The 21,327-nt window shown below is 66.7% G+C and carries 16 protein-coding genes; 11 read left to right on the top strand and 5 right to left on the bottom strand.

The window, feature by feature from the left end; all coding sequences use genetic code 11:
- Positions 1-11: 11 nt before the first annotated feature.
- The 3 genes from hemA (at position 12) to ispG (ending at position 3,771) form a co-directional block, all read left to right on the top strand.
- Positions 12-1,241 (top strand): 5-aminolevulinate synthase, encoded by a 1,230-nt coding sequence (gene hemA / locus C5F44_RS12095; protein ID WP_107673795.1) that lies wholly within the window; start codon positions 12-14, stop codon positions 1,239-1,241.
- 116 nt (positions 1,242-1,357) lie between these two features.
- Positions 1,358-2,554 carry a helix-turn-helix domain-containing protein gene (locus C5F44_RS12090; RefSeq protein WP_181318258.1) on the top strand — a complete coding sequence of 399 codons (1,197 nt, stop codon included), beginning with the start codon at positions 1,358-1,360 and terminating at the stop codon, positions 2,552-2,554.
- A gap of 92 nt (positions 2,555-2,646) precedes the next feature.
- Positions 2,647-3,771, top strand: coding sequence for a flavodoxin-dependent (E)-4-hydroxy-3-methylbut-2-enyl-diphosphate synthase (gene ispG / locus C5F44_RS12085; RefSeq protein WP_107673794.1), 1,125 nt, complete (start codon positions 2,647-2,649; stop codon positions 3,769-3,771).
- Between the two features lie 94 nt (positions 3,772-3,865).
- On the opposite strand, the gene C5F44_RS12080 is transcribed toward ispG, so the two are convergent.
- On the bottom strand, positions 3,866-4,609 hold the full coding sequence (locus C5F44_RS12080; protein ID WP_107673793.1) for a DsbA family protein: 744 nt from the start codon (positions 4,607-4,609) through the stop codon (positions 3,866-3,868).
- 78 nt (positions 4,610-4,687) lie between these two features.
- On the opposite strand from C5F44_RS12080, the gene C5F44_RS12075 reads away from it, so the two are divergent.
- The 5 genes from C5F44_RS12075 to C5F44_RS12055 all read left to right on the top strand — a co-directional run bounded on the left by C5F44_RS12075 (position 4,688) and on the right by C5F44_RS12055 (position 11,867).
- On the top strand, positions 4,688-5,836 hold the full coding sequence (locus tag C5F44_RS12075) for a pyridoxal phosphate-dependent aminotransferase (protein WP_107673792.1): 1,149 nt from the start codon (positions 4,688-4,690) through the stop codon (positions 5,834-5,836).
- Between the two features lie 86 nt (positions 5,837-5,922).
- Positions 5,923-7,116 carry an N-acetylmuramoyl-L-alanine amidase gene (locus tag C5F44_RS12070; RefSeq protein ID WP_235822621.1) on the top strand — a complete coding sequence of 398 codons (1,194 nt, stop codon included), beginning with the start codon at positions 5,923-5,925 and terminating at the stop codon, positions 7,114-7,116.
- A gap of 116 nt (positions 7,117-7,232) precedes the next feature.
- Positions 7,233-9,806, top strand: coding sequence for a penicillin-binding protein 1A (locus C5F44_RS12065; RefSeq protein ID WP_107673791.1), 2,574 nt, complete (start codon positions 7,233-7,235; stop codon positions 9,804-9,806).
- A gap of 87 nt (positions 9,807-9,893) precedes the next feature.
- Complete coding sequence (gene prfB, locus C5F44_RS12060) at positions 9,894-11,006, top strand: peptide chain release factor 2 (protein WP_107673790.1); 1,113 nt, start codon at positions 9,894-9,896, stop codon at positions 11,004-11,006.
- Between the two features lie 84 nt (positions 11,007-11,090).
- Positions 11,091-11,867: a DUF2189 domain-containing protein gene (locus C5F44_RS12055; protein ID WP_107673789.1), complete on the top strand. Its 777-nt coding sequence runs from the start codon at positions 11,091-11,093 to the stop codon at positions 11,865-11,867.
- Positions 11,868-11,951: 84 nt separating this feature from the next.
- On the opposite strand, the gene C5F44_RS12050 is transcribed toward C5F44_RS12055, so the two are convergent.
- From C5F44_RS12050 to C5F44_RS12035, 4 genes are all read right to left on the bottom strand, one after another.
- Complete coding sequence (locus C5F44_RS12050) at positions 11,952-12,494, bottom strand: bactofilin family protein (RefSeq protein ID WP_107673788.1); 543 nt, start codon at positions 12,492-12,494, stop codon at positions 11,952-11,954.
- Complete coding sequence (locus C5F44_RS12045; protein WP_107673787.1) at positions 12,484-13,821, bottom strand: M23 family metallopeptidase; 1,338 nt, start codon at positions 13,819-13,821, stop codon at positions 12,484-12,486. Before C5F44_RS12045 ends, C5F44_RS12050 begins: the two co-directional genes overlap by 11 nt.
- 197 nt (positions 13,822-14,018) lie before the next feature.
- Entirely contained in the window at positions 14,019-14,846 is an 828-nt protein-coding gene (locus C5F44_RS12040; RefSeq protein ID WP_107673786.1) for a ferritin-like domain-containing protein, read from the bottom strand.
- Positions 14,847-14,852: 6 nt separating this feature from the next.
- Positions 14,853-15,314 carry a peroxiredoxin gene (locus C5F44_RS12035; RefSeq protein ID WP_107673873.1) on the bottom strand — a complete coding sequence of 154 codons (462 nt, stop codon included), beginning with the start codon at positions 15,312-15,314 and terminating at the stop codon, positions 14,853-14,855.
- Between the two features lie 132 nt (positions 15,315-15,446).
- Here C5F44_RS12035 and C5F44_RS12030 point away from each other — a divergent pair, with 132 nt between their 5' ends.
- Genes C5F44_RS12030 through C5F44_RS12020 form a run of 3 tightly spaced genes read left to right on the top strand, consistent with a single transcriptional unit; the run spans position 15,447 to position 21,323 of the window.
- Positions 15,447-18,896, top strand: a complete 3,450-nt coding sequence (locus tag C5F44_RS12030) for an AsmA family protein (RefSeq protein ID WP_181318257.1) — start codon at positions 15,447-15,449, stop codon at positions 18,894-18,896.
- The gene (queA, locus tag C5F44_RS12025; RefSeq protein ID WP_107673785.1) at positions 18,893-19,933 is read left to right on the top strand and encodes a tRNA preQ1(34) S-adenosylmethionine ribosyltransferase-isomerase QueA; all 1,041 of its coding nucleotides are present in this window, start codon (positions 18,893-18,895) and stop codon (positions 19,931-19,933) included. The genes C5F44_RS12030 and queA overlap by 4 nt, the downstream gene beginning before the upstream one ends.
- A gap of 7 nt (positions 19,934-19,940) precedes the next feature.
- On the top strand, positions 19,941-21,323 hold the full coding sequence (locus tag C5F44_RS12020; RefSeq protein ID WP_107673784.1) for an MFS transporter: 1,383 nt from the start codon (positions 19,941-19,943) through the stop codon (positions 21,321-21,323).
- Positions 21,324-21,327: the final 4 nt, after the last annotated feature.

The raw sequence follows: 21,327 nt of genomic DNA, 5'->3' as shown, positions 1-21,327 counted from the left end.
GACAAGAAGCCATGGATTATGTAGCCGCTCTGGACCAGGCCATCGCACGTTTGCACGACGAAGGCCGGTATCGCACGTTCATCGACGTTGAGCGTCGCAAGGGGCAGTTCCCCAAGGCGATCTGGACCCGGCCCGATGGCAGCGAGAAGGAAATCACCGTCTGGTGCGGCAATGACTATCTGGGCATGGGCCAGCACCCCGAGGTTCTGGCGGCCATGCATGAGGCGCTGGATGCCACCGGCGCCGGGTCGGGCGGCACGCGCAACATCAGCGGCACCACGGTCTATCACAAGCGGCTGGAGGCCGAGCTGGCCGACCTGCATGGCAAGGACGCCGCGCTGGTGTTTTCCAGCGCCTATATCGCCAACGATGCCACGCTGAGCACGCTGCGGGCGATCTTCCCCGGGCTGATCATCTATTCCGACGTGCTGAACCATGCCTCGATGATTGAAGGCATCCGGCGCGGCGGCGGCGAGAAGCGGATCTTCCGCCACAACGATCTGGCCCATCTGCGCGAGCTGCTGGCCAAGGACGACCCGGCGGCGCCGAAGCTGATTGCCTTTGAATCGGTCTATTCGATGGATGGCGACTTCGGCCCGATCAAGGAAGTCTGCGACATTGCCGAGGAGTTCGGCGCGCTGACCTACCTGGACGAGGTGCATGCCGTGGGCATGTACGGCGCCCGCGGTGCCGGTGTGGCGGAACGCGACAACCAGATGCATCGGGTGGACATCATCAACGCCACGCTGGGCAAGGCGTTCGGGGTTTTCGGCGGCTATATTGCTGCAAGTGCGAAGATGATCGACGCCGTGCGGTCCTATGCGCCGGGCTTCATCTTCACCACCTCTCTGCCGCCGGTGGTGGCTGCCGGGGCCGCCGCCAGCGTGCGGTTCCTGAAGGGCGAGGGCGGCCGGGCGCTGCGTGAAAAGCACCAGACCCAGGCGAAGATCCTGAAGATGCGGCTGCGCGGTCTGGGCCTGCCGATCATCGACAACGGGTCGCATATTGTGCCTGTGCACGTCGGCAACCCCATCCATTGCAAGATGATCTCGGACATGCTGCTGGAAGACCATGGCATCTATGTCCAGCCGATCAACTTCCCCACGGTGCCGCGCGGCACCGAACGGCTGCGGTTCACGCCCTCGCCGGTGCATGGCGCGGGGGAAATCGACCAGCTTGTGAAGGCGATGGACACGCTCTGGCAGGTTTGTGCGCTGAATCGCGCCGAGGCTTCCGCCTGATCCGTCCTGCATGTGCAAAACGGCTTGCCCTGTGTTAGCGTTGCCGCAATAGAAAGCCACCTGAGTCGCGCCCCGGTGCGACTCGGGAACAAAGGCAACAAGGGGACAGGGATCGCATGATCGGCTGGAGGGCCAAACCTCAGGCGCAGGAAGAAGAAAAGCCCAAGGGCTTTGACGATTTCGAATTGCGTCTTGGTGATGTCATGCGCGGGGAGCGGGCCACCCTGGGCAAGTCGCTGCTGGATGTGCAACGCGAGCTGAAGATCAAGGCCACCTATATCGCCGCGATCGAGAATGCCGATGTCTCGGCCTTTGAAACGCCCGGCTTCGTGGCGGGCTATGTGCGGTCTTATGCGCGCTATCTGGGCATGGACCCGGACTGGGCCTTTGCCCGTTTCAGCAAGGAAGCGAATTTCACCGTGGCGCATGGCATGTCGGCTTCGGCCGCGCCGCAGCGGATGCGGGAGCAGCGCCTGCAATCCGATTTTGCCGACCCGCTGGCCAACCCGAACCTGTCGTTCATTCCGCGCGCCGAAAGCTGGCTGCACCGGATCGAACCCGGTGCGGTGGGGTCGATCGCGGTGCTGGTCGCGCTGATCGGCGCCATCGGTTACGGGGGCTGGTCGGTGCTGCAGGAAGTGCAGCGCGTGCAACTGGCGCCGGTGGATCAGGCGCCCGTGGTGGTGGCCGAGATCGACCCGTTGCAGGGGGCGAAACCGGCGCCGGTGCGCGATGCCGCGCGGTCTGCCACGGCGGGCAGTGCCGGCGGGGCCGAGATGATTGACCGGCTTTACCGTCCGCAGGCGCTGGATGTGCCGGTGATGGTGTCGCGCGATGGTCCGATTGCGGCCATCGACCCGCGGTCCGCCGGCGCGCTGGCGGGCAGTGCAACCACGGCGGCGGCCGGGCCCGAGGGCGCGGTGGCGGGCGATGGGGTGCAGGTGGTGGCCGATGTGCAGCCTGGCGTCGAGGTGCTGGCGGTGCGTCCGGCCTGGGTGCGCGTCAGCTCGGCCGACGGGACGGTGCTGTTCGAGAAGATCCTGGACGCGGGCGAACGCTATCAGGTGCCGCCGCTGGAAGAGGCCGCGGTGTTCCGTACCGGCAATTCCGGCGCGGTCTATTTCCTGGTGAACGGCGTGACCTATGGTCCGGCGGCGCCGGGGGCCAATGTGGCCAAGGACATTGCCCTGTCGGCCGAGGCGCTGACCGGGAAATATGCCCAGGTCGACCCGGCGGCCGATGACGATCTGGCGCGGATCATGACGGCCGATGCCGGGGCCGCCGCGGCGCCGGTTCAACAAGCCGCACCCTGACACTGTAAATTCCGGTTTACACAGGGCCGGGCGCGGTTGCCCGCGCCGGGCCTTCGCCGTATCTTGCCGATGCGGTCCCGCGGAGAGCGAAGATGAGTCACAACCCGATCCGGCCCTGGCGTGATGTGCAGCGGCGCAAAAGCCGTCAGATCATGGTGGGCAAGGTGCCCGTGGGGGGCGATGCCCCGATCAGCGTGCAGACCATGACCAACACGCTGACCACCGACATCAGGGCGACGCTGGACCAGATCCTGCGGGCGGCCGATGTTGGGGTGGATATTGTCCGCGTCTCGACTCCGGATGAGGACAGCACCCGCGCCCTGCGCGAGATTGTCCGCGAAAGCCCGGTGCCGATCGTGGCGGACATCCATTTCCACTACAAGCGCGCCATCGAGGCCGCCGAGGCGGGCGCGGCCTGCCTGCGGATCAACCCCGGCAACATTGGCGATGCGAAGCGCGTCAAAGAGGTGGTGAAGGCCGCCAAGGACCATGGCTGTTCCATCCGCATCGGCGTGAACGCGGGCAGCCTGGAAAAGCAGCTTCTGGAAAAATACGGCGAGCCCTGCCCGGATGCGATGGTGGAATCCGGTCTGGACCATATCAAGCTGTTGCAGGACAACGACTTTCACGAGTTCAAGATCAGTTGCAAGGCGTCGGACGTGTTCCTGTCGGCGGCGGCCTATCAGCAGCTTGCGGCGGCGACGGATGCGCCCATTCACCTGGGCATCACCGAAGCGGGCGGGCTGATGTCGGGCACGGTGAAATCGGCCATCGGGCTGGGGTCGCTGTTGTGGTTCGGCATTGGCGACACGATCCGGGTGTCGCTGTCGGCCGACCCGGTGGAAGAGGTCAAGGTTGGCTACGAGATCCTGAAATCGCTGGGGCTGCGGACGCGGGGCGTGCAGATCATTTCCTGCCCGAGTTGCGCCCGGCAGGGGTTCGACGTGATCAAGACGGTCGAGGCGCTGGAAAAGCGGCTGGAGCACATCAAGACGCCGATGAGCCTGTCGATCATCGGCTGCGTGGTGAACGGCCCGGGTGAGGCGCTGATGACCGACATCGGCTTCACCGGCGGCGGCAATGGCAACGGCATGATCTATCTGGCCGGCAAGCAGAGCCACCGCATGGGCAACGATCAGATGATCGACCATATCGTCGAGCTGGTCGAGAAGAAGGCGGCGGAGCTGGACGCCGCCGAAGCGCAGGCCGCGGAGTAGCGGCAAATTTCTTCGAAGAAATTTGCAAGATCCTTTGAAGGATCTTGCCGGTAGGGACCGGACCCTGTGAAGGGTCCGGGCTTTCGGTCGGGGGTCAGCCGTCCTTGCGCTGGCCGTCAACGATCTGGCGCATACCGTCCAGCGGCACATAGCCCCGCACCATGGTCTGGTCGATCACGAAGGTCGGGGTGCCGTTGATTTCCATCAGGGTGGCCAGGTCGTGATTGGCCTTGATGATGTCCATCACCTCGGGCGCCTTCATCTTCTCCGCCACGGCGGCGGGATCATGGCCCAGATCGGTGGCAAGACGCGCCAGGGATTCGGCGGTGGCATCGCCGCGCAAGCTGATCAGCGCGTCATGCGCGGCCTTGTAGGCGTCATCGCCATAAAGCAGCTTCACCGCCAGCGCGAATTGTGACGACAGCATCGACTGTTCGCCCAGAATCGGGAATTCCTTGAGAACGAAGCGGATGTTGCCATCCGATTTCACCAGTTCCTCGGTCTCTTCATAGGCCTTGCGGCAATAGCCGCAGCGGTAATCCATGAATTCGACGACGGTGATGTCGCCCTGCGGATTGCCGCCCACCCAGTCAGCCGGGTTGTTGTAGATGATGTCCTTGTTGTCGGCCAGCATCTGCAGGTCACGTTCGGCGGCGGCCTTGTCCTCGCGGGTTTGCAGCTCGGTCATGGCCTCGACGATGACTTCGGGGTTTTCCATCAGGTAGCTGCGCACTTCGTCGCGGAAGGCGGCGCGCTCTTCCGGGGTCATGTCACCAAGGCCGCCCGCCAGCGCGGAAGTGGCGGTCAGGGCGGCGGCAAGGGTCAGGGCAAGACGCATCGGGTGTCCTTTTGCGGGGTTGACCTGCGCCGGAAGCGGGGGCAGGGGATCGGCACAAACCTTAAAGGGCGGGCGGCGATGAGTGCAAGTCGGGGTTCCAGACGGGGCGATGTCGATCCCTTCATTGTGATGGACGTGATGGAACGTGCCCGCGCGGCGGAAACGGCGGGCCGGCGGATCATTCATATGGAGGTGGGCCAGCCGGGCACGGGGGCGCCTGCGGGGGCACGGGCGGCGCTGGCGCGGGCGCTGGATCAGCCGCTGGGCTATACCGTGGCGCTGGGGCTGCCCGAGCTGCGGGCGGGCATCGCGGCGCTGTACCGGCGCTGGTACGGGGTCGAGCTGGACCCGGCGCGGGTGGTGGTGACCACCGGGTCATCCTCGGCCTTCATCCTGGCCTTCACGGCGCTGTTCGAGGCCGGCGACCGCGTGGCCCTGGGTGAGCCGGGCTATCCCAGCTATCGCCAGATCCTGCGGGCGCTGTCGCTGGTGCCGGTGGGCGTGCCGTCGCGGGACGAGAACCGCTTGCAGCCGGTGCCCGAGGATCTGGCGGGGCTGGAGGTCGAGGGGCTGATCGTTGCCTCGCCCGGCAATCCGACCGGCACCATGCTGACGCGCGAGGCGCTGGCGGCGCTGGTGGGCTGGGCCGAGGCGCGGGGCGTGGCCTTCGTCTCGGACGAGATCTATCACGGGCTGCATTACGGCGACCGCGCGGTTTCGGCACTGGAGATCAGCCAGAACCCCTGGGTCATCAACAGTTTTTCCAAGTATTTCAGCATGACCGGCTGGCGGGTGGGCTGGATGGTGGTGCCCGAGGATCAGATCCGCCGGGTGGAGCGGCTGGCGCAGAACCTGTTCATCTGCCCGCCCCATGCCAGCCAGATCGCGGCGCTGGCCGCGCTGGACTGCATCGACGAGCTTGAAGCGAACCGGGCGACCTATGCCGAGAACCGGCGGCTGATGCTGGAGGGCCTGCCGAAGGCGGGCTTCACGAAGATCGCGCCGCCGGACGGGGCGTTCTATGTCTATGCTGATGTGTCGGACCTGACGACGGATTCGCTGGCCTTCGCAGGGGAAATCCTGGACGGGGCCGGGGTGGCGGTGACGCCGGGGATCGACTTCGATCCGCTGCGCGGGGCGCGGACGCTGCGCTTCAGCTATGCCCGCGCCACGGCCGATATTGCCGAGGGGCTGGAACGGCTGGCCGCCTTCATGGCACGAAGGTGAGTGGACTTTGCGGCCCCGGTGCCGAATATTTCAGGCCGAATGAACCGGGCCGGAAGAACGGGCAGGCGATGCGGGCAATCCTTCTTATGATCGGCGTGTTTTGGGCCACGCTGACGGCGGCCTTCGGGCAGGAGCTGTCGGCGCTGGCGCGGCTGGACGCGGCGCAATCGTCGATCACGGCCGGAGAGGACGGGGTGTCGGTGACGCTGGCGATCAGCCAGCCGGTGCCCTGGCGGGTGCGGGTGCTGGACGGGCCGCCCCGGCTGGTGCTGGACGTGCGCGAGGTGGACTGGACCGGGATCGACACGGTGCCGGCCCGGGCGCCGCAGATTTCCGCCGTGCGGGCCGGCGTGTTCCGCGCGGGCTGGAGCCGGCTGGTGCTGGATCTGGCCATGCCGCTGGTGGTGGCCCGGTCCGAGATGCAGACGGGATCGGAGGGCGCGGTGATCCGGCTGCGGCTGACCCCGGCCGATGCGGCCAGCTTTGCCGCCGAGGCGGCGCGGCCCGAGCCGCCGGAATGGGCAACCCCGGCGGCGCGCGACCTGCCGGCCCCGGTGGCGCGCGGGGATGGCCCGGTCGTGGTGGTGCTGGACCCCGGCCATGGCGGCATCGACCCGGGCGCCGAGCGCGATGGCCAGAAGGAAGCCGACCTGATGCTGGTCTTTGCGCGCGAGCTGAAAGACCTGCTGTCGCGCGACGGGCGGTTCCGGGTGGTGCTGACCCGCGACGATGATGTCTTCGTGCCGCTGGAAGCGCGGATTTCCATCGCGCGCAAGGCGGGCGGGCAGGTTTTCCTGTCGCTTCATGCCGATGCGCTGGCCGAAGGCGAGGCGCAGGGCGCGACGATCTACACCCTGTCGGACGAGGCCAGCGACGAGGCCAGCGCCGCGCTGGCCGAGCGGCATGACCGCGACGATCTGCTGGCGGGGGTGGACCTGAAGGATCAGGACGATGTGGTTGCCTCGGTTCTGATGGACATGGCGCGGACGGAAACCGCGCCGCGTGTCGAACGGCTGGCCACGGCGCTGGTCGCCTCGATCAAGGCGGCGGACATTCGGATGCACCGCCATCCGCATCAGGAGGCGGGGTTTTCGGTGCTGAAATCGCCGGACATGCCTTCGGTTCTGGTCGAAGTTGGATTCCTGTCATCGGCCCGCGACCTGAAGCGGCTGACCGACAAGGCCTGGCGGGACCGGATGGCCGAGGCGCTGCGGCAGGGGCTGGTGGCCTGGGCCGACGAGGATGCGGCGATCCGGGCGCTGCGGGAAAACGCCGACTGAAGGCGGCGGCGGACGGTTCACGTTTGTAGGCGGTGGCCGGCCGGACAGGCCCCCAAGGTTTTGACGGGGGGGTGCGTCTGATATAGGGGAAGCGGACCAGAGCACGGGAGTTCGGGGTGCTGCGATTCATCGGCTCATTCTTCGGGGCCATCTTCACCATGCTGACGCTGGGCGTGCTGTTCGCGGCCCTGACGGTTGGCGCGATTTTCTGGATGTATTCCAGTGACCTGCCCAGCCATGAACGGCTGACGCAATATGCGCCGCCGACGATCAGCCGCATCTACACCGGCGAAGGCCGCATCCTGGACGAGTTCATCCGCGAAGGGGAACGGCGGCTGTTCGTGCCGGCCGAGGATATTCCCGATCTGGTCAAGCAGGCCTTCATCAGCGCGGAAGACAAGAATTTCTACATCCACAAGGGCTATGACGCGGGCGGCATGATCGCGGCGCTGGTCGAGGCGGTGAAAAGCCGGGGCAGCGATGTGCGCGGCGCCTCGACCATCACCCAGCAGGTGATGAAGAACTTCCTTCTGTCGGGCGACCGCAAGGGCACCAAGGGGATCGAGCGCAAGATCAAGGAAATCATCCTGGCGACGCGGCTGGAAAGCGTGCTGTCGAAGGATCGCATCCTTGAGCTTTACCTGAACGAAATCGACCTTGGGCAGCGCAGCTTTGGCGTGGCCGCGGCGGCGCAGGCCTATTTCAACAAGACGCTGGACCAGTTGACGCCCGGCGAGGCGGCCTATCTGGCGGCGCTGCCGAAAAGCCCCGGCAAGGGCCTGCATCCGGTGCGCGACTATGACCGCGCGGTGGACCGGCGGAACTATGTGCTGCGGCAGATGTGGGAAAACGGCTATATCGACAAGGCCACCTATGACACCGAGCGGGCGCTGCCGCTGAAAACGGTGCAGAGCGGCGATTACCCGTCGTTCCGCGAGGCGATGCCGGACCGCAGCTATTTCACCGAGGAAATCGCGCGGCAGTTGTCCAAGAACTTTGGCAGCGACGAATTCTTTACCGGCGGCCTGACCATCCGCGCCACCCTTGACCCGGAATTGCAGGTCGAGGCGGCCAAGGCGCTGCGCATCGCGCTGGAGAAATACGACCGCGGCCGCGGTGTCTGGCGCGGGACCGGCAAGCGGCTGCCGGCCGAGGTTCTGGGAACCGAGGCCGACTGGCGGGCGGCGCTGGCCAGCGTGGACGTGCCGCGCGACATTGCCGGCTGGTCGCCGGCGGTGGTGCTGTCGGTGGGCGAAAAGGATGCAAGGATCGGCATCGAAGGCGTGGATGAGGATGCCGACGGGCATTTCATCCCGGCCGAGGATGTGACCTGGGCCCGCAAGCGGCTGTCCGATGGCAGCCTGGCCAAGAAGGCGCGGGTGGCGGGCGATCTGGTCGAGGTCGGTGACGTGGTGCTGGTGCGGCCTGTCACCAAGGATGCCGATGGCAGTTTCGTGCGCTGGTCGCTGCGGCAGGTGCCGGAAGTGCAGGGCGCCTTCATGGCGATGGACGTGAACACCGGCCGGGTGCTGGCGATGCAGGGCGGGTTCTCGTATCAGGAATCGGTGTTCAACCGGGCCACGCTGGCCAAGCGGCAGCCGGGGTCAAGTTTCAAGCCCTTTGTCTATGCCGCGGCGCTGGACAGCGGCTTTACCCCCGCGACCATCGTGGTGGACGCGCCCATCGAGGTGAACACGCCGCAGGGGCTGTGGACGCCGAAGAACGCCTCGAACAAGTTCTATGGCCCGACGCCCCTGCGCACCGGGATCGAGCAGAGCCGGAACCTGATGACGGTGCGGATCGCCGAAGAGATCGGGATGCAGACCGTGGCGGGCTATGCCGAGAAGTTCGGCGTCTATGACCGGATGAACCCGTTTCTTGCCAATGCGCTTGGCGCGCAGGAAACCACGCTGTTCCAGATGGTCGCGGCCTATGCCATGTTCGCCAATGGCGGCGAGCGGGTGGAGCCGACGCTGGTGGACCGGGTGCAGGACCGCTATGGCCGGACGATCTATCGCCATGACCAGCGGGTCTGCGGCGATTGCACCGCCGCCGATCTGCCGCGGGGCGAGGGGGTCGAGATCACCTCGAACCGCGAGCGGGTGATGGACGCGATCACCGCCTATCAGTTGACCAGCATGATGGAAGGCGTGATCCAGCGCGGCACGGCGCGCGGCATCAACCTGCCGGTGCCGATCGCGGGCAAGACGGGGACCACCAACGATGCCAAGGACGTGTGGTTCATCGGCTTTTCGTCAACCGTCGTGGCGGGCTGCTACATCGGCTATGACACGCCGCGCAGCCTGGGCGATGTGTCGGGCGGCGGCTTCTGCGGCCCGGTGTTCGAGAGCTTCATGAAGAGCGCGGTCAAGAAATACGGCGGGTCCAAGTTCAAGGTGCCGCCGGGCGGGCATTTCGTGAACATCGACCGCTTCACCGGCGCCGTGCTGCCGGCCGAAGCCTCGGGCGACAATGTGGTGGCCGAATACTTCCGCGACGGCGAGGAGGGGCTGACAGGCCTGGGCGAGTTCGTGGACGGCGGCTTTGCCATGGGGCAGAACCTGCCATTGTTCGCCTATGGCGAGACCGAGGCGGATACCGGATCGACCGTGACCACCGCCACCGGGGAAACCGCCGTCATTCCGAAGAAGGCCGATTTCGGAACCGTGTCGTCGGGCGGGCTGTACTGAGGCCCCGCCTGCGACCACGGGCTGCCCTTGCCGGGGCGGCCCCCAGACGCTATCACCCGCGCCAGACGCAGAGGATGACAGAAGAAGATGCGCGCCGAGACCCAAGCCAATGTTGAGACGATCCGCAAGTCGCTGGCGCTGCTGGCGCAGCGGATGGACTGGGAGACCGCGCCGCACCGGCTGGAAGAATTCAATGCGATGATCGAACAGCCCGATCTGTGGAATGATCCGGCCCGCGCGCAGAAGCTGATGCGCGAGCGGCAGGCGCTGATCGACGCGGTGGCGGCCTACCGGCTGATCGAGGGCGGGCTGAACGACAATGTCGGCCTGATCGAGATGGGCGAGGCCGAGGGCGAACCCGAACTGGTGGCCGAGGCGGAAGAGGCGCTGAAGGCGCTGGTCGAGACGGCGGCGCAGAAAGAGCTTGAGGCGCTGCTGGACGGCGAGGCCGACGGCAACGACACCTTCCTGGAAATCAACGCGGGCGCCGGCGGCACCGAAAGCTGCGACTGGGCCAGCATGTTGGCGCGGATGTATGTCCGCTGGGCGGAAAAGCACGGCTATCAGGTCGAGATGCAGTCGGAAACGCCGGGTGAAGAGGCCGGCATCCGCAGCGTCAGCTACAAGATCATCGGCAAGAATGCCTATGGCTGGCTGAAGTCGGAATCGGGTGTGCACCGGCTGGTGCGGATCAGCCCCTATGACAGCGCGGCGCGGCGGCATACCTCGTTCAGCTCGGTCTGGGTCTATCCGGTGGTGGATGACAACATCGAGATCGAGGTGCAGGACAAGGACATCCGCATCGACACCTTCCGGTCGTCGGGCGCGGGCGGCCAGCACGTCAACAAGACCGACTCGGCGGTGCGGATCACCCACTTCCCGACCGGGATCGTGGTGACCAGCTCGCTGAAATCGCAGCACCAGAACCGCGACATCGCCATGCAGGCGCTGAAATCGCGGCTATACCAGCAAGAGCTGGACAAGCGGAACGCCGCCATCATGGAAGCGCATGAGAACAAGGGCGATGCGGGCTGGGGCAACCAGATCCGCAGCTATGTCCTGCAGCCCTACCAGATGGTGAAAGACCTGCGCACCGGGGTGGAAACCAGCGATACGCAGGGCGTGCTGGATGGCGATCTGGACAAGTTCATGGCCGCGACGCTGGCGATGGACATGTCCGGCAAGGCCCGCGCCGACTGATCCGCGGCCGCTGCCTGGCCGAAGAAACCGCTTCCGTAAACGCAATATCGCAGATTACCCTTTCTCCCGGAGAAGGAGACTGCGATGGCCGAACAGACGACAGCCGCGCCCGGCGCGGTGCCTGAAATCCTGTCCCTGGACTGGAGCGACGTGACCGACAGCCTGCGGGCCGGCTGGCGCGATTTCCTGGCCGCGCCGACCTATGGGCTGTTCTTTTCCTGCGTCTATGTGATTGGCGGCTGGCTGGTGATCTGGGCCGTCATGGCCAAGGGCCAGATCTGGTGGACGCTGCCGGCGGCGGCGGGATTCCCGATCCTTGGCCCCTTTGTCGCCTGCGGCTATTACGAGATTTCGCGCCGGCTGGAGCAGGGCATCCCCTTGCGCAGCCATGACATCTTTCGCGTGGTGTTCCGCCAGAAGGACCGGCAGATCCCGTCGATGGCGGCGGTGATCGTGGTGTTCTTCCTGTTCTGGAACTTCCTGTCGCACATGATCTTTGCGCTATTCCTGGGCAATGCAACCATGACCAATGTCAGCAGCAGCCTGACGGTGTTCCTGTCGCCCGAGGGGCTGTCGATGCTGGCGGTGGGGACGCTGGTCGGGGCGGCCTTCGCAACGCTGCTGTTTTCGGTGACGGTGGTCAGCCTGCCGATGCTGCTGGACCGCGAGGTGGATTTCGTGACCGCGATGCTGACCAGCCTGGCGCTGGTGCGGGAAAACCCGGTGGTCCTGCTGGGCTGGGGGGCGCTGATCGCGGTCTGCCTGTTCGCGGGGATGCTGCCGCTGTTCTTTGGCCTGTTCGTGGTGCTGCCGGTGTTCGGCCATGCCACCTGGCACCTGTATCGCCGGTCGATTGCCTGAGCTGCGGGGAAATGCAAAAGGCCCCGTCACGCGGACGGGGCCTTGGGAGGCGAACGCATGGGGCGCGGGGGCGCCCCCGCGCGATCAGGGGGCTTCCGAGCTGCTGGCCAGCGGAGCGGGGGCATCGGCGGCGGCGCTGGCGCTGCTGCGCAGCGGCGGCAGCGTGGTGGGGCTGGTGCGGCCCGAGGCGAGCGGGTCTTCCTGACGCTGCACCGAGCCTTCGAAATGGGCGCCGGATTCGATGGCAATGGTCTTGTGGATGATGTCGCCCTCGACGCGGGCGGTCGAGGTCAGGCGGACCTTGAGACCGCGCACGCGGCCGATCACGCGGCCATTGACCACGATGTCATCGGCGACGATCTCGCCCCGGATGGTGGCGCTTTCGCCCACGGTCAGCAGATGGGCGCGGATGTCGCCTTCGACGGTGCCTTCGATCTGGATGTCGCCGGTTGTGCGCAGGTTGCCCACGACCGTCAGGTCAGAGGACAGGACAGAAGCGGCCACCTTGCCCTTCGGGGCCGAGGGCGTGAAATCCATGCTGGGCTTGGTCATCGGAGCCTCCGGGGCTTTGGGTTTGTCTGCCTCAGCCTTGGGGCCCGGCTCATTGATGCGGCTCTTAGAAAACATCGCTCGCTGCCTTTATGAACTTCATGGGATTGACGGCGCCGCCGCTGATCCGCACTTCATAGTGGAGATGGGTGCCGGTGGACCGGCCTGAGTTGCCCATATCACCGATCCGGTCTCCGCGCGAGACCCTTTGGCCTACCTCAACACGGATCTGTGACATGTGGCCGTAACGGGTTTCGATCCCGAAGGCGTGCTGGATCTTGACCAGACGGCCATAACCGTTCTCCCAGCCGGCATAGGTGACGACCCCATCGGCGGTGGCATAGATCGGCGCGCCGTAGTCGCCGGCCAGATCCTGACCTTCGTGCATCCGGTAGCCGCGGCCCAGCGGATCGCTGCGGCCGCCGAAGCCGCTGGTGAAGCGGACGGCGGACTTGACCGGCATACCCAGCGGCACCTTGAAGGCCGCCATGCGGTAAAGGTTCATCTCTTCCAGTTCTTTCAGCACGGCATTGGCGCGCTGTTCATCGGCCGTCAGCACCATGCCCGAGGTCGAGACGGTGATCGGCGACAGCGGGCCGCCCTGGCCGGAATATCCCTTGCGCACCTGGGCGATCAGATCGTCGGGGTCCAGGCCGGCCGAGCGGAACATTTTGTCCAGCGGTTCCATCGAGACGGTGACCGCCTCTTCCAGCTTGGCGAAGATCGCGTCGTGTTTCAGTTCCAGCGCGCGCTTTTCGGATTCCAGCGCCGCCAGATCGGCGCGGGCCTTTTCGGTTTCGGTTTCCTTGGCGTCGCGGTCGCGTGCGGTGGCGCCAAGGGCCGTGGTCAGGTAATCCAGCGTATCGACGGTATCGCGGATGCGGCCCATGTCGGTGGCGACGCCGCTTTGCTGATTCAGCGCCAGCGCAAGGCGGCTGACTTCGCCGCGCGCCTCGTCCCGTTCCTTGATGGTGCGGCGCAGGGTGTTCTGGATCACCTCGATGCCGGTTTCCAACTCGCGCCGGCGGTCTTCCGAGGCGAGAAGCATCTCCTGCATCTTGGAAACTTCTTCCAGCGCGGCGTTGAAACGGTCCTGCGCAAGAATGGCCTCTTTCGCGCGGGCCTCGCGGTCGGCGGAGAGAAGCGTCAGGCGTTCCTCGAACATCGACTGTCGGCGCATCGACTGTTCGCGGCCCGAACCGGCGCCGATGGTGTTCATCATGATCAGCGCGGTGGCGACGATGGTCCAGGACACCGCCAGCGCGGCAACCGTCGCGGCGATGGCCTGGGTGGCCGGTCGCAGGCGCAGGAAATGGGTGCCGGCATCGGATTTCAGGAAGAGGCGCTGTTCGGGAAAGAACCGCTCGAGCTGTGTATTGATGCGGAAGGCAAGGCGCGTGAGCACGTTGGATCAGTTCCGTTTGTTGCGGGCCGGCATTGGCCATAGGGCGAAGTGGGCACTGGCACGGTCGAACCGGCGGGCACGCCCCGAAACACTGGGTGGCCCTGCTTAGCCGAAGATATTTCAGGCCGACAATATTTTTGACCTTATGCGCGGAAAACGCGCAAATACGCGCTTGGTCATCGGCAGAAACCCGCCGATCAGCGGGGGCTGTCGCTCTCGGCCTCGGCGAGGGGCCAGTAGAAGTCGGGCGGGAGCCCGGCTTCGGCGCGCTTCTCCTCGTTGAAAGGCGGTTTCAGGGCGCCGTGGAAATAGTGGCGGACAAGGGCGTGGAACACGTCCTTGGGGTCTTCGCCATCGCGGCCACAGAGCCAGTTGAACCATTTGGAGCCATAGGCGACATGGCCCACCTCTTCGGCATAGATGGTTTCCAGCGCGGCCACGGCGGCGGGATCGGGGGCCTTGCGGAAGATGTCGATCATGCCGGGCGTCACGTCCAGGCCTCGCGCCTCAAGCACCATCGGCACCACGGCCAGCCGGCCTTTCAGGTCGGACGCGGTGTCTTCGGCGGCCCGCCACATGCCGGCATGGGCGGGCAGGGCGCCGTAATGGCTGCCCAGCGATTCCAGCACATCGCAGATCAGGTTGAAATGCTTGGCTTCTTCATCCGCCGCCTTCACCCAGTCATCATAGAAGCCGGGCGGCATCGGGTGGTGGGTGAAGCGGGCGATGATGTCCCAGTGCAGGTCGACGGCGTTCAGTTCGATATGCGCCAGCGCGTGCAGCAGCGCGATGCGCCCCTGCGGGCTGCCGGGGCGGCGGCGGGGCACTTCGCGCGGGGGCAGGAGTTCGGGGCGGTCCGGCCGGGCGGGGCGCAGGGGCGGGCTGGCCTGCCCCACCGGCAGGGGCGTGCCGGCGGCGCGGGCCGCGAACCATGTGGCCGCATGGCGGCGGCCAAGCGCGCATTTCGCGCGCCCGTCCGCCGTGGTCAGCACCTCGACCGCCAGGTCTGCCAGAGACAGGGACATGCCCGGTCAGAGTGCCTGCGCGGCGGCCAGCACCTCATCGGCGTGGCCCTTGACCGAGACCTTGTTCCAGACCCGCGCGATGGTGCCGCTGCCGTCGATCAGGAAGGTGGAGCGTTCGATCCCCATATAGGTCTTGCCATACATGCTTTTCTCGACCCAGACGCCATAGTCTTCGCAGGTGTGGCCCGTCTCGTCCGAGGCAAGGATGACCGACAGGCCGTGCTTCTTGCAGAACTTGTCATGCGCTTTCACGCTGTCCTTGGAAATGCCGATCACCGTGGTGCCGGCGGCGGCGAATTCGGCCGCGCGGGCGGTGAAATCCTGCGCTTCCAGCGTGCAGCCGGGCGTGTCGTCCTTGGGGTAGAAATACAGCACCACCTTGCCGGGCCGGAAGGCGGACAGGGTGACGCTGGCACCGCCATCGCGCGGAAGGGTGAAATCGGGGGCGGGGGTTCCTGCGGCGGGCATCGGCGGCTCCTTGAGCATTGGTTCACACTGCTTTGTGTTCTAGTTGCCTTCTGGCAAAGATAAAGGCTAGGGCCAGCGAGGAAAGAAGGGCCGGCGCAAAAGGCCCCGGTTCAGGCGAAAGGCAAGGCTGTCTTGGCGGAAGGCAGGCAGGACGAGGTGTATCACGCGGCGTTCCCGGAGGGTCCGGCGGCGCAGGATGACCTTTACCCCGACGACATGTCAGGAGACGAGCTTTATTCCGAACCCTCGCCGGCCGATCCCCGGCCCGCGGCAGACGTTCCGCCTGCCGCCCCGTCCCGCCGCCGCCGCCGGTTCGGCGGGATGATGGTGCTGCGGCTGGCGGTGCTGATGGTGGTGCTGGCCGTGGGGCTGGGGCTTGCCGCGCTGGTGCTGACCGGGCGCAGCATCCATCTGCCGGTCTGGGCCGTGGCCGAGATCGAGAACCGGCTGAACCGCCAGATCGGCGCCAGCCACCTGCCCGGGGGATCTGCCCTGTCGCTGGGGGCGGTCGAGGTTTCGGTCGAGCGCGATCTGGTGCCGCGAATCGTGGTGCGCGACATCCGGCTGGTCGAAGCCTCGGGCCAATCGCTGATTTCGCTGCCCGAGGTTCGGGTGACGCTGGACGGCAGTTCGCTGCTGACCGGGCACCTGCGGCCGGGCAGCCTGCGGCTGAGCGGGGCGCGCATTGCCATTGCGCGCGATGAGGACGGGCGTATCGCGCTGAGTTTCGGGCAATTGTCCGGCAGCCCCGGCCCGCAGAGCGCGGCCGAGCTGCTGGATGCGCTGGACCGGATGTTTTCGTCGGACGCGCTGGCGGACCTGCATCTGATCGAGGCCGACGCCCTGACTCTAAGCCTGACCGACCGCCGGGCGGGCCGCGTCTGGGAGGTGGGCGACGGGCGGCTGGTGGTCGAGAACGGCGAAACCTCGCTGGCCGCGGAACTGAGCGTGACGCTGCTGGACGGCACGACGCCGGCGCAGGCGCTGCTGGCGATTGATTCGAGCAAGGCCGACAGTTCGGCCCGGCTGCGGGTGACGGTGGACCGCGTTGCCTCGGCCGATCTGGCGGCGCAGGCCTCGCCGCTGGCCTTTCTGGGGCTGGTCGATGCGCCGATCTCGGGGCAGTTGACCGGCGCCCTGGCGGCCGATGGCAGCGTGGCGCGGATGGAGGCGCAACTGAGCCTTGCCGCCGGCACGCTGCGCACGGAGAGCAAGGCAAAGCCGGTCAGCTTTGAAGCGGCGGGCCTGTCGCTGCGCTTTGATCCGCAGCGCAACCGGGTGCATCTGGACGACATGGCGGTGGAAAGCGACTCGCTTCGCCTCAAGGCGACGGGCACCATCGACCTGGCCGATGCCAGCGGGCAGATCGCCGCCTCGGGGGCGATGCCGTCGGCGCTGATCGGGCAACTGGATTTCTCGGAGGTGATGGTCGATCCCGAGGGCCTGTTCGAAGAGCCGGTGCGGTTTTCCGACGGCGCGCTGAACCTGCGGGTCTGGCTGTCGCCGCTGCGGGCGGAAATCGGCCTGCTGCGGCTGGTTGAAAACCGCGATCAGTTGACCCTGTCGGGCCATTTCACCGCCACCGAGGCGGGGCCGGAAGTGGCGCTGAATGTCGGCCTGAACCAGATCAGCACCGACCGGCTGATCAAGCTGTGGCCGGTGTCCGTGGTGCCCAAGACGCGCAACTGGCTGGCCGAGAATGTGGGCCAGGGGCAGTTGGAAAGCGTGGATGCGGCGCTGCGCCTGTCGCCGGGGACCGAGCCGCGCTTTGCGCTGGACTATGAATTCTCGGGCGCGGAGGTGCGGTTCCTGCGCACGCTGCCGCCGGTGCAGGAGGGCCGGGGCCATGCCACCATCGAGGGCACCAGCTATATCGTGGTTCTTGAAGGCGGGCATGTCACCGCGCCCGAGGGCGGCGAGATCGGGGTGACGGGATCGGTCTTCCGGGTGCCCGACATCACGCAGCGCCCCGCGCAGGCCGAGGTGCGGCTGCTGACGGATGCCGATCTGACGGCGACGCTGTCGCTGCTGGATCAGGAGCCGTTCCATTTCATCAGCAAGGCCGGGCGCAGCGTTGATCTGGGCGAAGGGCGGGCCGTTCTGGTGGCCGACCTGAGCTTTCCGCTGGTGCCGAAGCTGAAGACGGAAGACGTGCAGTTCGATGTCTCGGGCCGGATCACCGGGTTCCGGTCCGACAAGCTGGTGCCGGGGCAGGTGGTGACCAGCGACGATGTGGCGATCAAGGCGCTGCCTTCGGGGATGACGCTGTCGGGCGAGGGGCGGCTGGGCAAGGTGCCCTTCGTGGCCCGGTATGAACAGCCCTTCGGGCCGGATCAGGCCGGCAAGGGCAAGATCCATGGCACGGTGGAGTTGAGCGACGCCAACCTGCGGTCGCTGGGGGTGATGCTGCCCGAGGGCTGGCTGCGCGGCACGACCAGCGGCGAGGTGGACCTGTCGCTGCCGAAGGGGGCGCCGGTCGGGCTGACGCTGCGGTCCGATCTGCGCGGGGCGGTGGTGGCGGTGCCGCCGGTTTCCTGGAGCAAGCCCGCCGGAACGGCGGCGACGCTGGAAGTGTCGGCGCGACTGTCCACACCGCCGGTGGTGGACCGCCTGAGCCTGACGGCACCGGGGTTTTCGGCCCAGGGCAAGCTGACCGTGCGGCCGGGGGGCGGGCTGGACAAGGCCAGCTTCAGCCGCATCCGCGCCGGAGAGTGGCTGGATGCGCCGGTCGAGATTACCGGGGCCGGCACCGGCAAGCCGGTGGGCATCGCCGTGACGGGCGGCATGGTGGACCTGCGCAAGCGCCCCTCGGGCAAGGAAGGCGATGGTGGCGGCAACCGGATCGAGGCGCAACTTGACCGGCTGGTGGTGACATCGGGCATTGCGCTGACCGGGTTCCGGGGCGCCTTCAACCTGACCCGCGGCGGGCTGGACGGCAGCTTTTCCGCGGCGGTGAACGGACGGGGGCGGCTGACCGGCGTGGCCATTCCCACCAAGGCGGGAACGGCCGTGCGCATTGCCTCGGACGACGCGGGCACGGTGATGGCGGCCTCGGGCATCTTTGCGCAGGGCCGGGGCGGCAAGCTGGATCTTGTGCTGCAGCCGCGCAGCACGGACAGCTATTATGAAGGCAAGGCCACGGTGACCAACCTGTCGGTGCTGGACGCGCCGGCGCTGGCGGGGCTGCTGTCTGCGGTTTCGGTCGTGGGCCTGCTGGAGCAGATGAACGGGCAGGGCATCCTGTTCAATGAAGGCGATGCCGAATTCGTGGTGCGGCCGGACGGGGTGGAGATCCGGCGCGGTGCGGCGGTAGGGGCGTCGCTGGGGCTGTCCTTCGCCGGGCTTTACCGCACCGGATCGGGCGTTCTGGATGTGCAGGGCACGATTTCGCCGATCTACCTGCTGAACGGCATCGGTGAGATTTTCACGCGCAAGGGCGAGGGGATGTTCGGGTTCAACTACCGGCTGACCGGCACGGTCAACAAACCGCAGGTCAGCGTGAATCCGCTGTCGATCCTGACGCCGGGGATGTTCCGCGACATCTTCCGCCGCCCGCCGCCGGTGCTGGGGAAGGGCGGATGAAACTTTCGGATTTCGATTTTCCCCTGCCGGAAGAGCTGATCGCCACCCGGCCGGCCCGGCCGCGCAGTTCGGCGCGGCTGCTGGTGGCCGAGGGCGACACGCTTCGCGATCTTGTGGTGCGCGATCTGGCGGGGCTTCTGGGGCCGGGGGACCGGCTGGTTCTGAACAACACGCGGGTGATCCCGGCGCGGCTGTTCGGCACGCGGACGCGTGGCGAGGCGGTGGCGCGGGTCGAGGTGACGCTGCTGGAGCCTGCCGCCACGGGCGGCTGGCGGGCGCTGGCCAAGCCGCTGCGCAAGGTGAAGGAGGGCGAGGTCATCGCCTTTTCCGACGACCTGTCGGCGCGGGTGGCCGAAAAGGGCGAAACCGACCTGCGGCTGGAGTTCAACCAGACGGGCGAGGCCTTCGATGCCGCGCTGGCCACGGCGGGCGCCATGCCGCTGCCGCCCTATATCGCGGCCAAGCGGGCGGCGGATGAGCAGGACAAGGACGATTACCAGACCGTCTTTGCCCGCCACACCGGCGCGGTGGCGGCCCCCACGGCCAGCCTGCATTTCGATGCCGATCTGCTGGCGGCCCTGCGGGCGAAGGGCGTTCAGTTCACCGAGGTGACGCTGCATGTCGGCGCGGGCACCTTCCTGCCGGTCAAGGTCGAGGATGTGACGACGCACCGGATGCACGCCGAATGGGGGCAGGTCACGCCGCAGGCCGCGGCCGAGATCAACGCCACCCGCGAGGCGGGCGGGCGGGTGATCCCGGTCGGCACCACGGCGCTGCGGCTGATCGAAAGCGCGGCGCGGTCGGGCCGGGTCGAACCCTGGGAGGGGCCGACCGATATTTTCATCTATCCCGGCTTCGCGTTTCATGTGACGGATGCGCTGATGACGAACTTCCACCTGCCGCGGTCGACGCTGCTGATGCTGGTGGCCGCGCTGATGGGCAAGGGCCGGATGGACAGGGTTTACGAACATGCCATCCATAACGGCTATCGCTTCTTTTCCTACGGCGATGCGTCGCTGCTGATTCCCACCCGCTGAGGGCCAGATGCTGAAAGTCGTGCTGAAGACCTGGCCCCTGCTGACGGGCGTGCTGCTGCTGATGGTGGGCAACGGGGTGCAGGGGTCGCTGCTGGGCATCCGCGGCACGCTTGAGGCGTTCAACACGCTGCAACTGTCGGTCGTGATGTCGGCCTATTTCCTGGGCTTCCTGATCGGCAGCCGGGTCGCGCCGGACATGATCCGGCGGGTGGGGCATGTGCGGGTCTTTGCCGCGCTTGGCTCGCTGATCTCGGCCGTTCTGGTGCTGTATCCGATGCTGGTGGAATGGCAGATCTGGGCCTTGATGCGGGTTGTCATCGGCTTTGGCTTTGCCGGCATCTACATCACCGCCGAAAGCTGGCTGAACAACACCGCCACGAACGAGACGCGTGGGCAGGCGCTGTCGGCCTACATGATTGTGCAGATGCTGGGCATTGTCGCCAGCCAGGGCCTTTTGGCCGCCGGCGACCCCTTCGGCTATGACATGTTCCTGATCCCGTCGGTTCTGGTGTCGCTGGCCTTCCTGCCGCTGCTGCTGGCCGACAGCCCGACGCCGACCTTTTCCACCACGGTGCGGCTGGGGTTCCGCGATCTGTTCCGCATCTCGCCCCTGGGCTGTGTGGGGATGCTGATTTCGGGCGGCGTCTTTTCGGCGATGTTCGGGATGGCCTCGGTCTGGGGCACGCTGAGCCTGTTGTCGGTGAAGCAGATCGCGCTGTTCACATCGTTCCTGTATGTGGGCGGGCTGCTGCTGCAATATCCGGTCGGCTGGCTGTCGGACCGGATCGACCGCCGGCAGATCATGCTGTGGCTGTCGGTGGTGGCGACGGTGGTGCTGATCGTGGCCACGGTGCTTGACCTGCCGTTCTGGGCGCTGCTGATCGTGGCGGGGCTTCTGGGCGGCATCACCTATCCGATGTATTCGCTGCTGATCGCCTATACCAACGACTTCCTGTCGAAAGAGCAGATGGCGGCGGCGTCGGCCGGGCTGATCTTCATGAACGGGGTCGGGGCTATCTTCGGGCCGCTGATCACCGGCTGGCTGATGGGCGTGGTGGGAACCAACGGGTTCTTCTTGTATCTGGCGGTGCTGTATGCCGCGCAGGTGGTCTATACGCTGTGGCGGATGACGCGCCGCGCTTCGCCTTCGGTCACCGGGGCCTATCGCGGGGTGACGCCGACCGCCTCGACCGTGGCGGCGGTGGCGGTGCTGGAAAACGCGCCCGACATCGGCCCGTCGCCCGAAACGCCCGAGGCGGCCGAGGAGGCCTCGCGCGGGCTTGAGATCCGGTCGGCGGAGGTTGCGGAGGCTGTAGAGCAGGACGCGGCTCCGGGGGCAGAGCGCCCGGAGGATGGCGAAACCGAAAGCGGTCCGCGCAAGGAAGGCTGAGGTT

Origin of the sequence: Fuscovulum blasticum DSM 2131 (assembly GCF_003034965.1) — a bacterium.
Lineage (GTDB): Bacteria > Pseudomonadota > Alphaproteobacteria > Rhodobacterales > Rhodobacteraceae > Pseudogemmobacter > Pseudogemmobacter blasticus.
The sequence above is the reverse complement of the archived record's forward strand: the minus strand, read 5'-3'. Positions and strand labels throughout refer to the sequence as shown.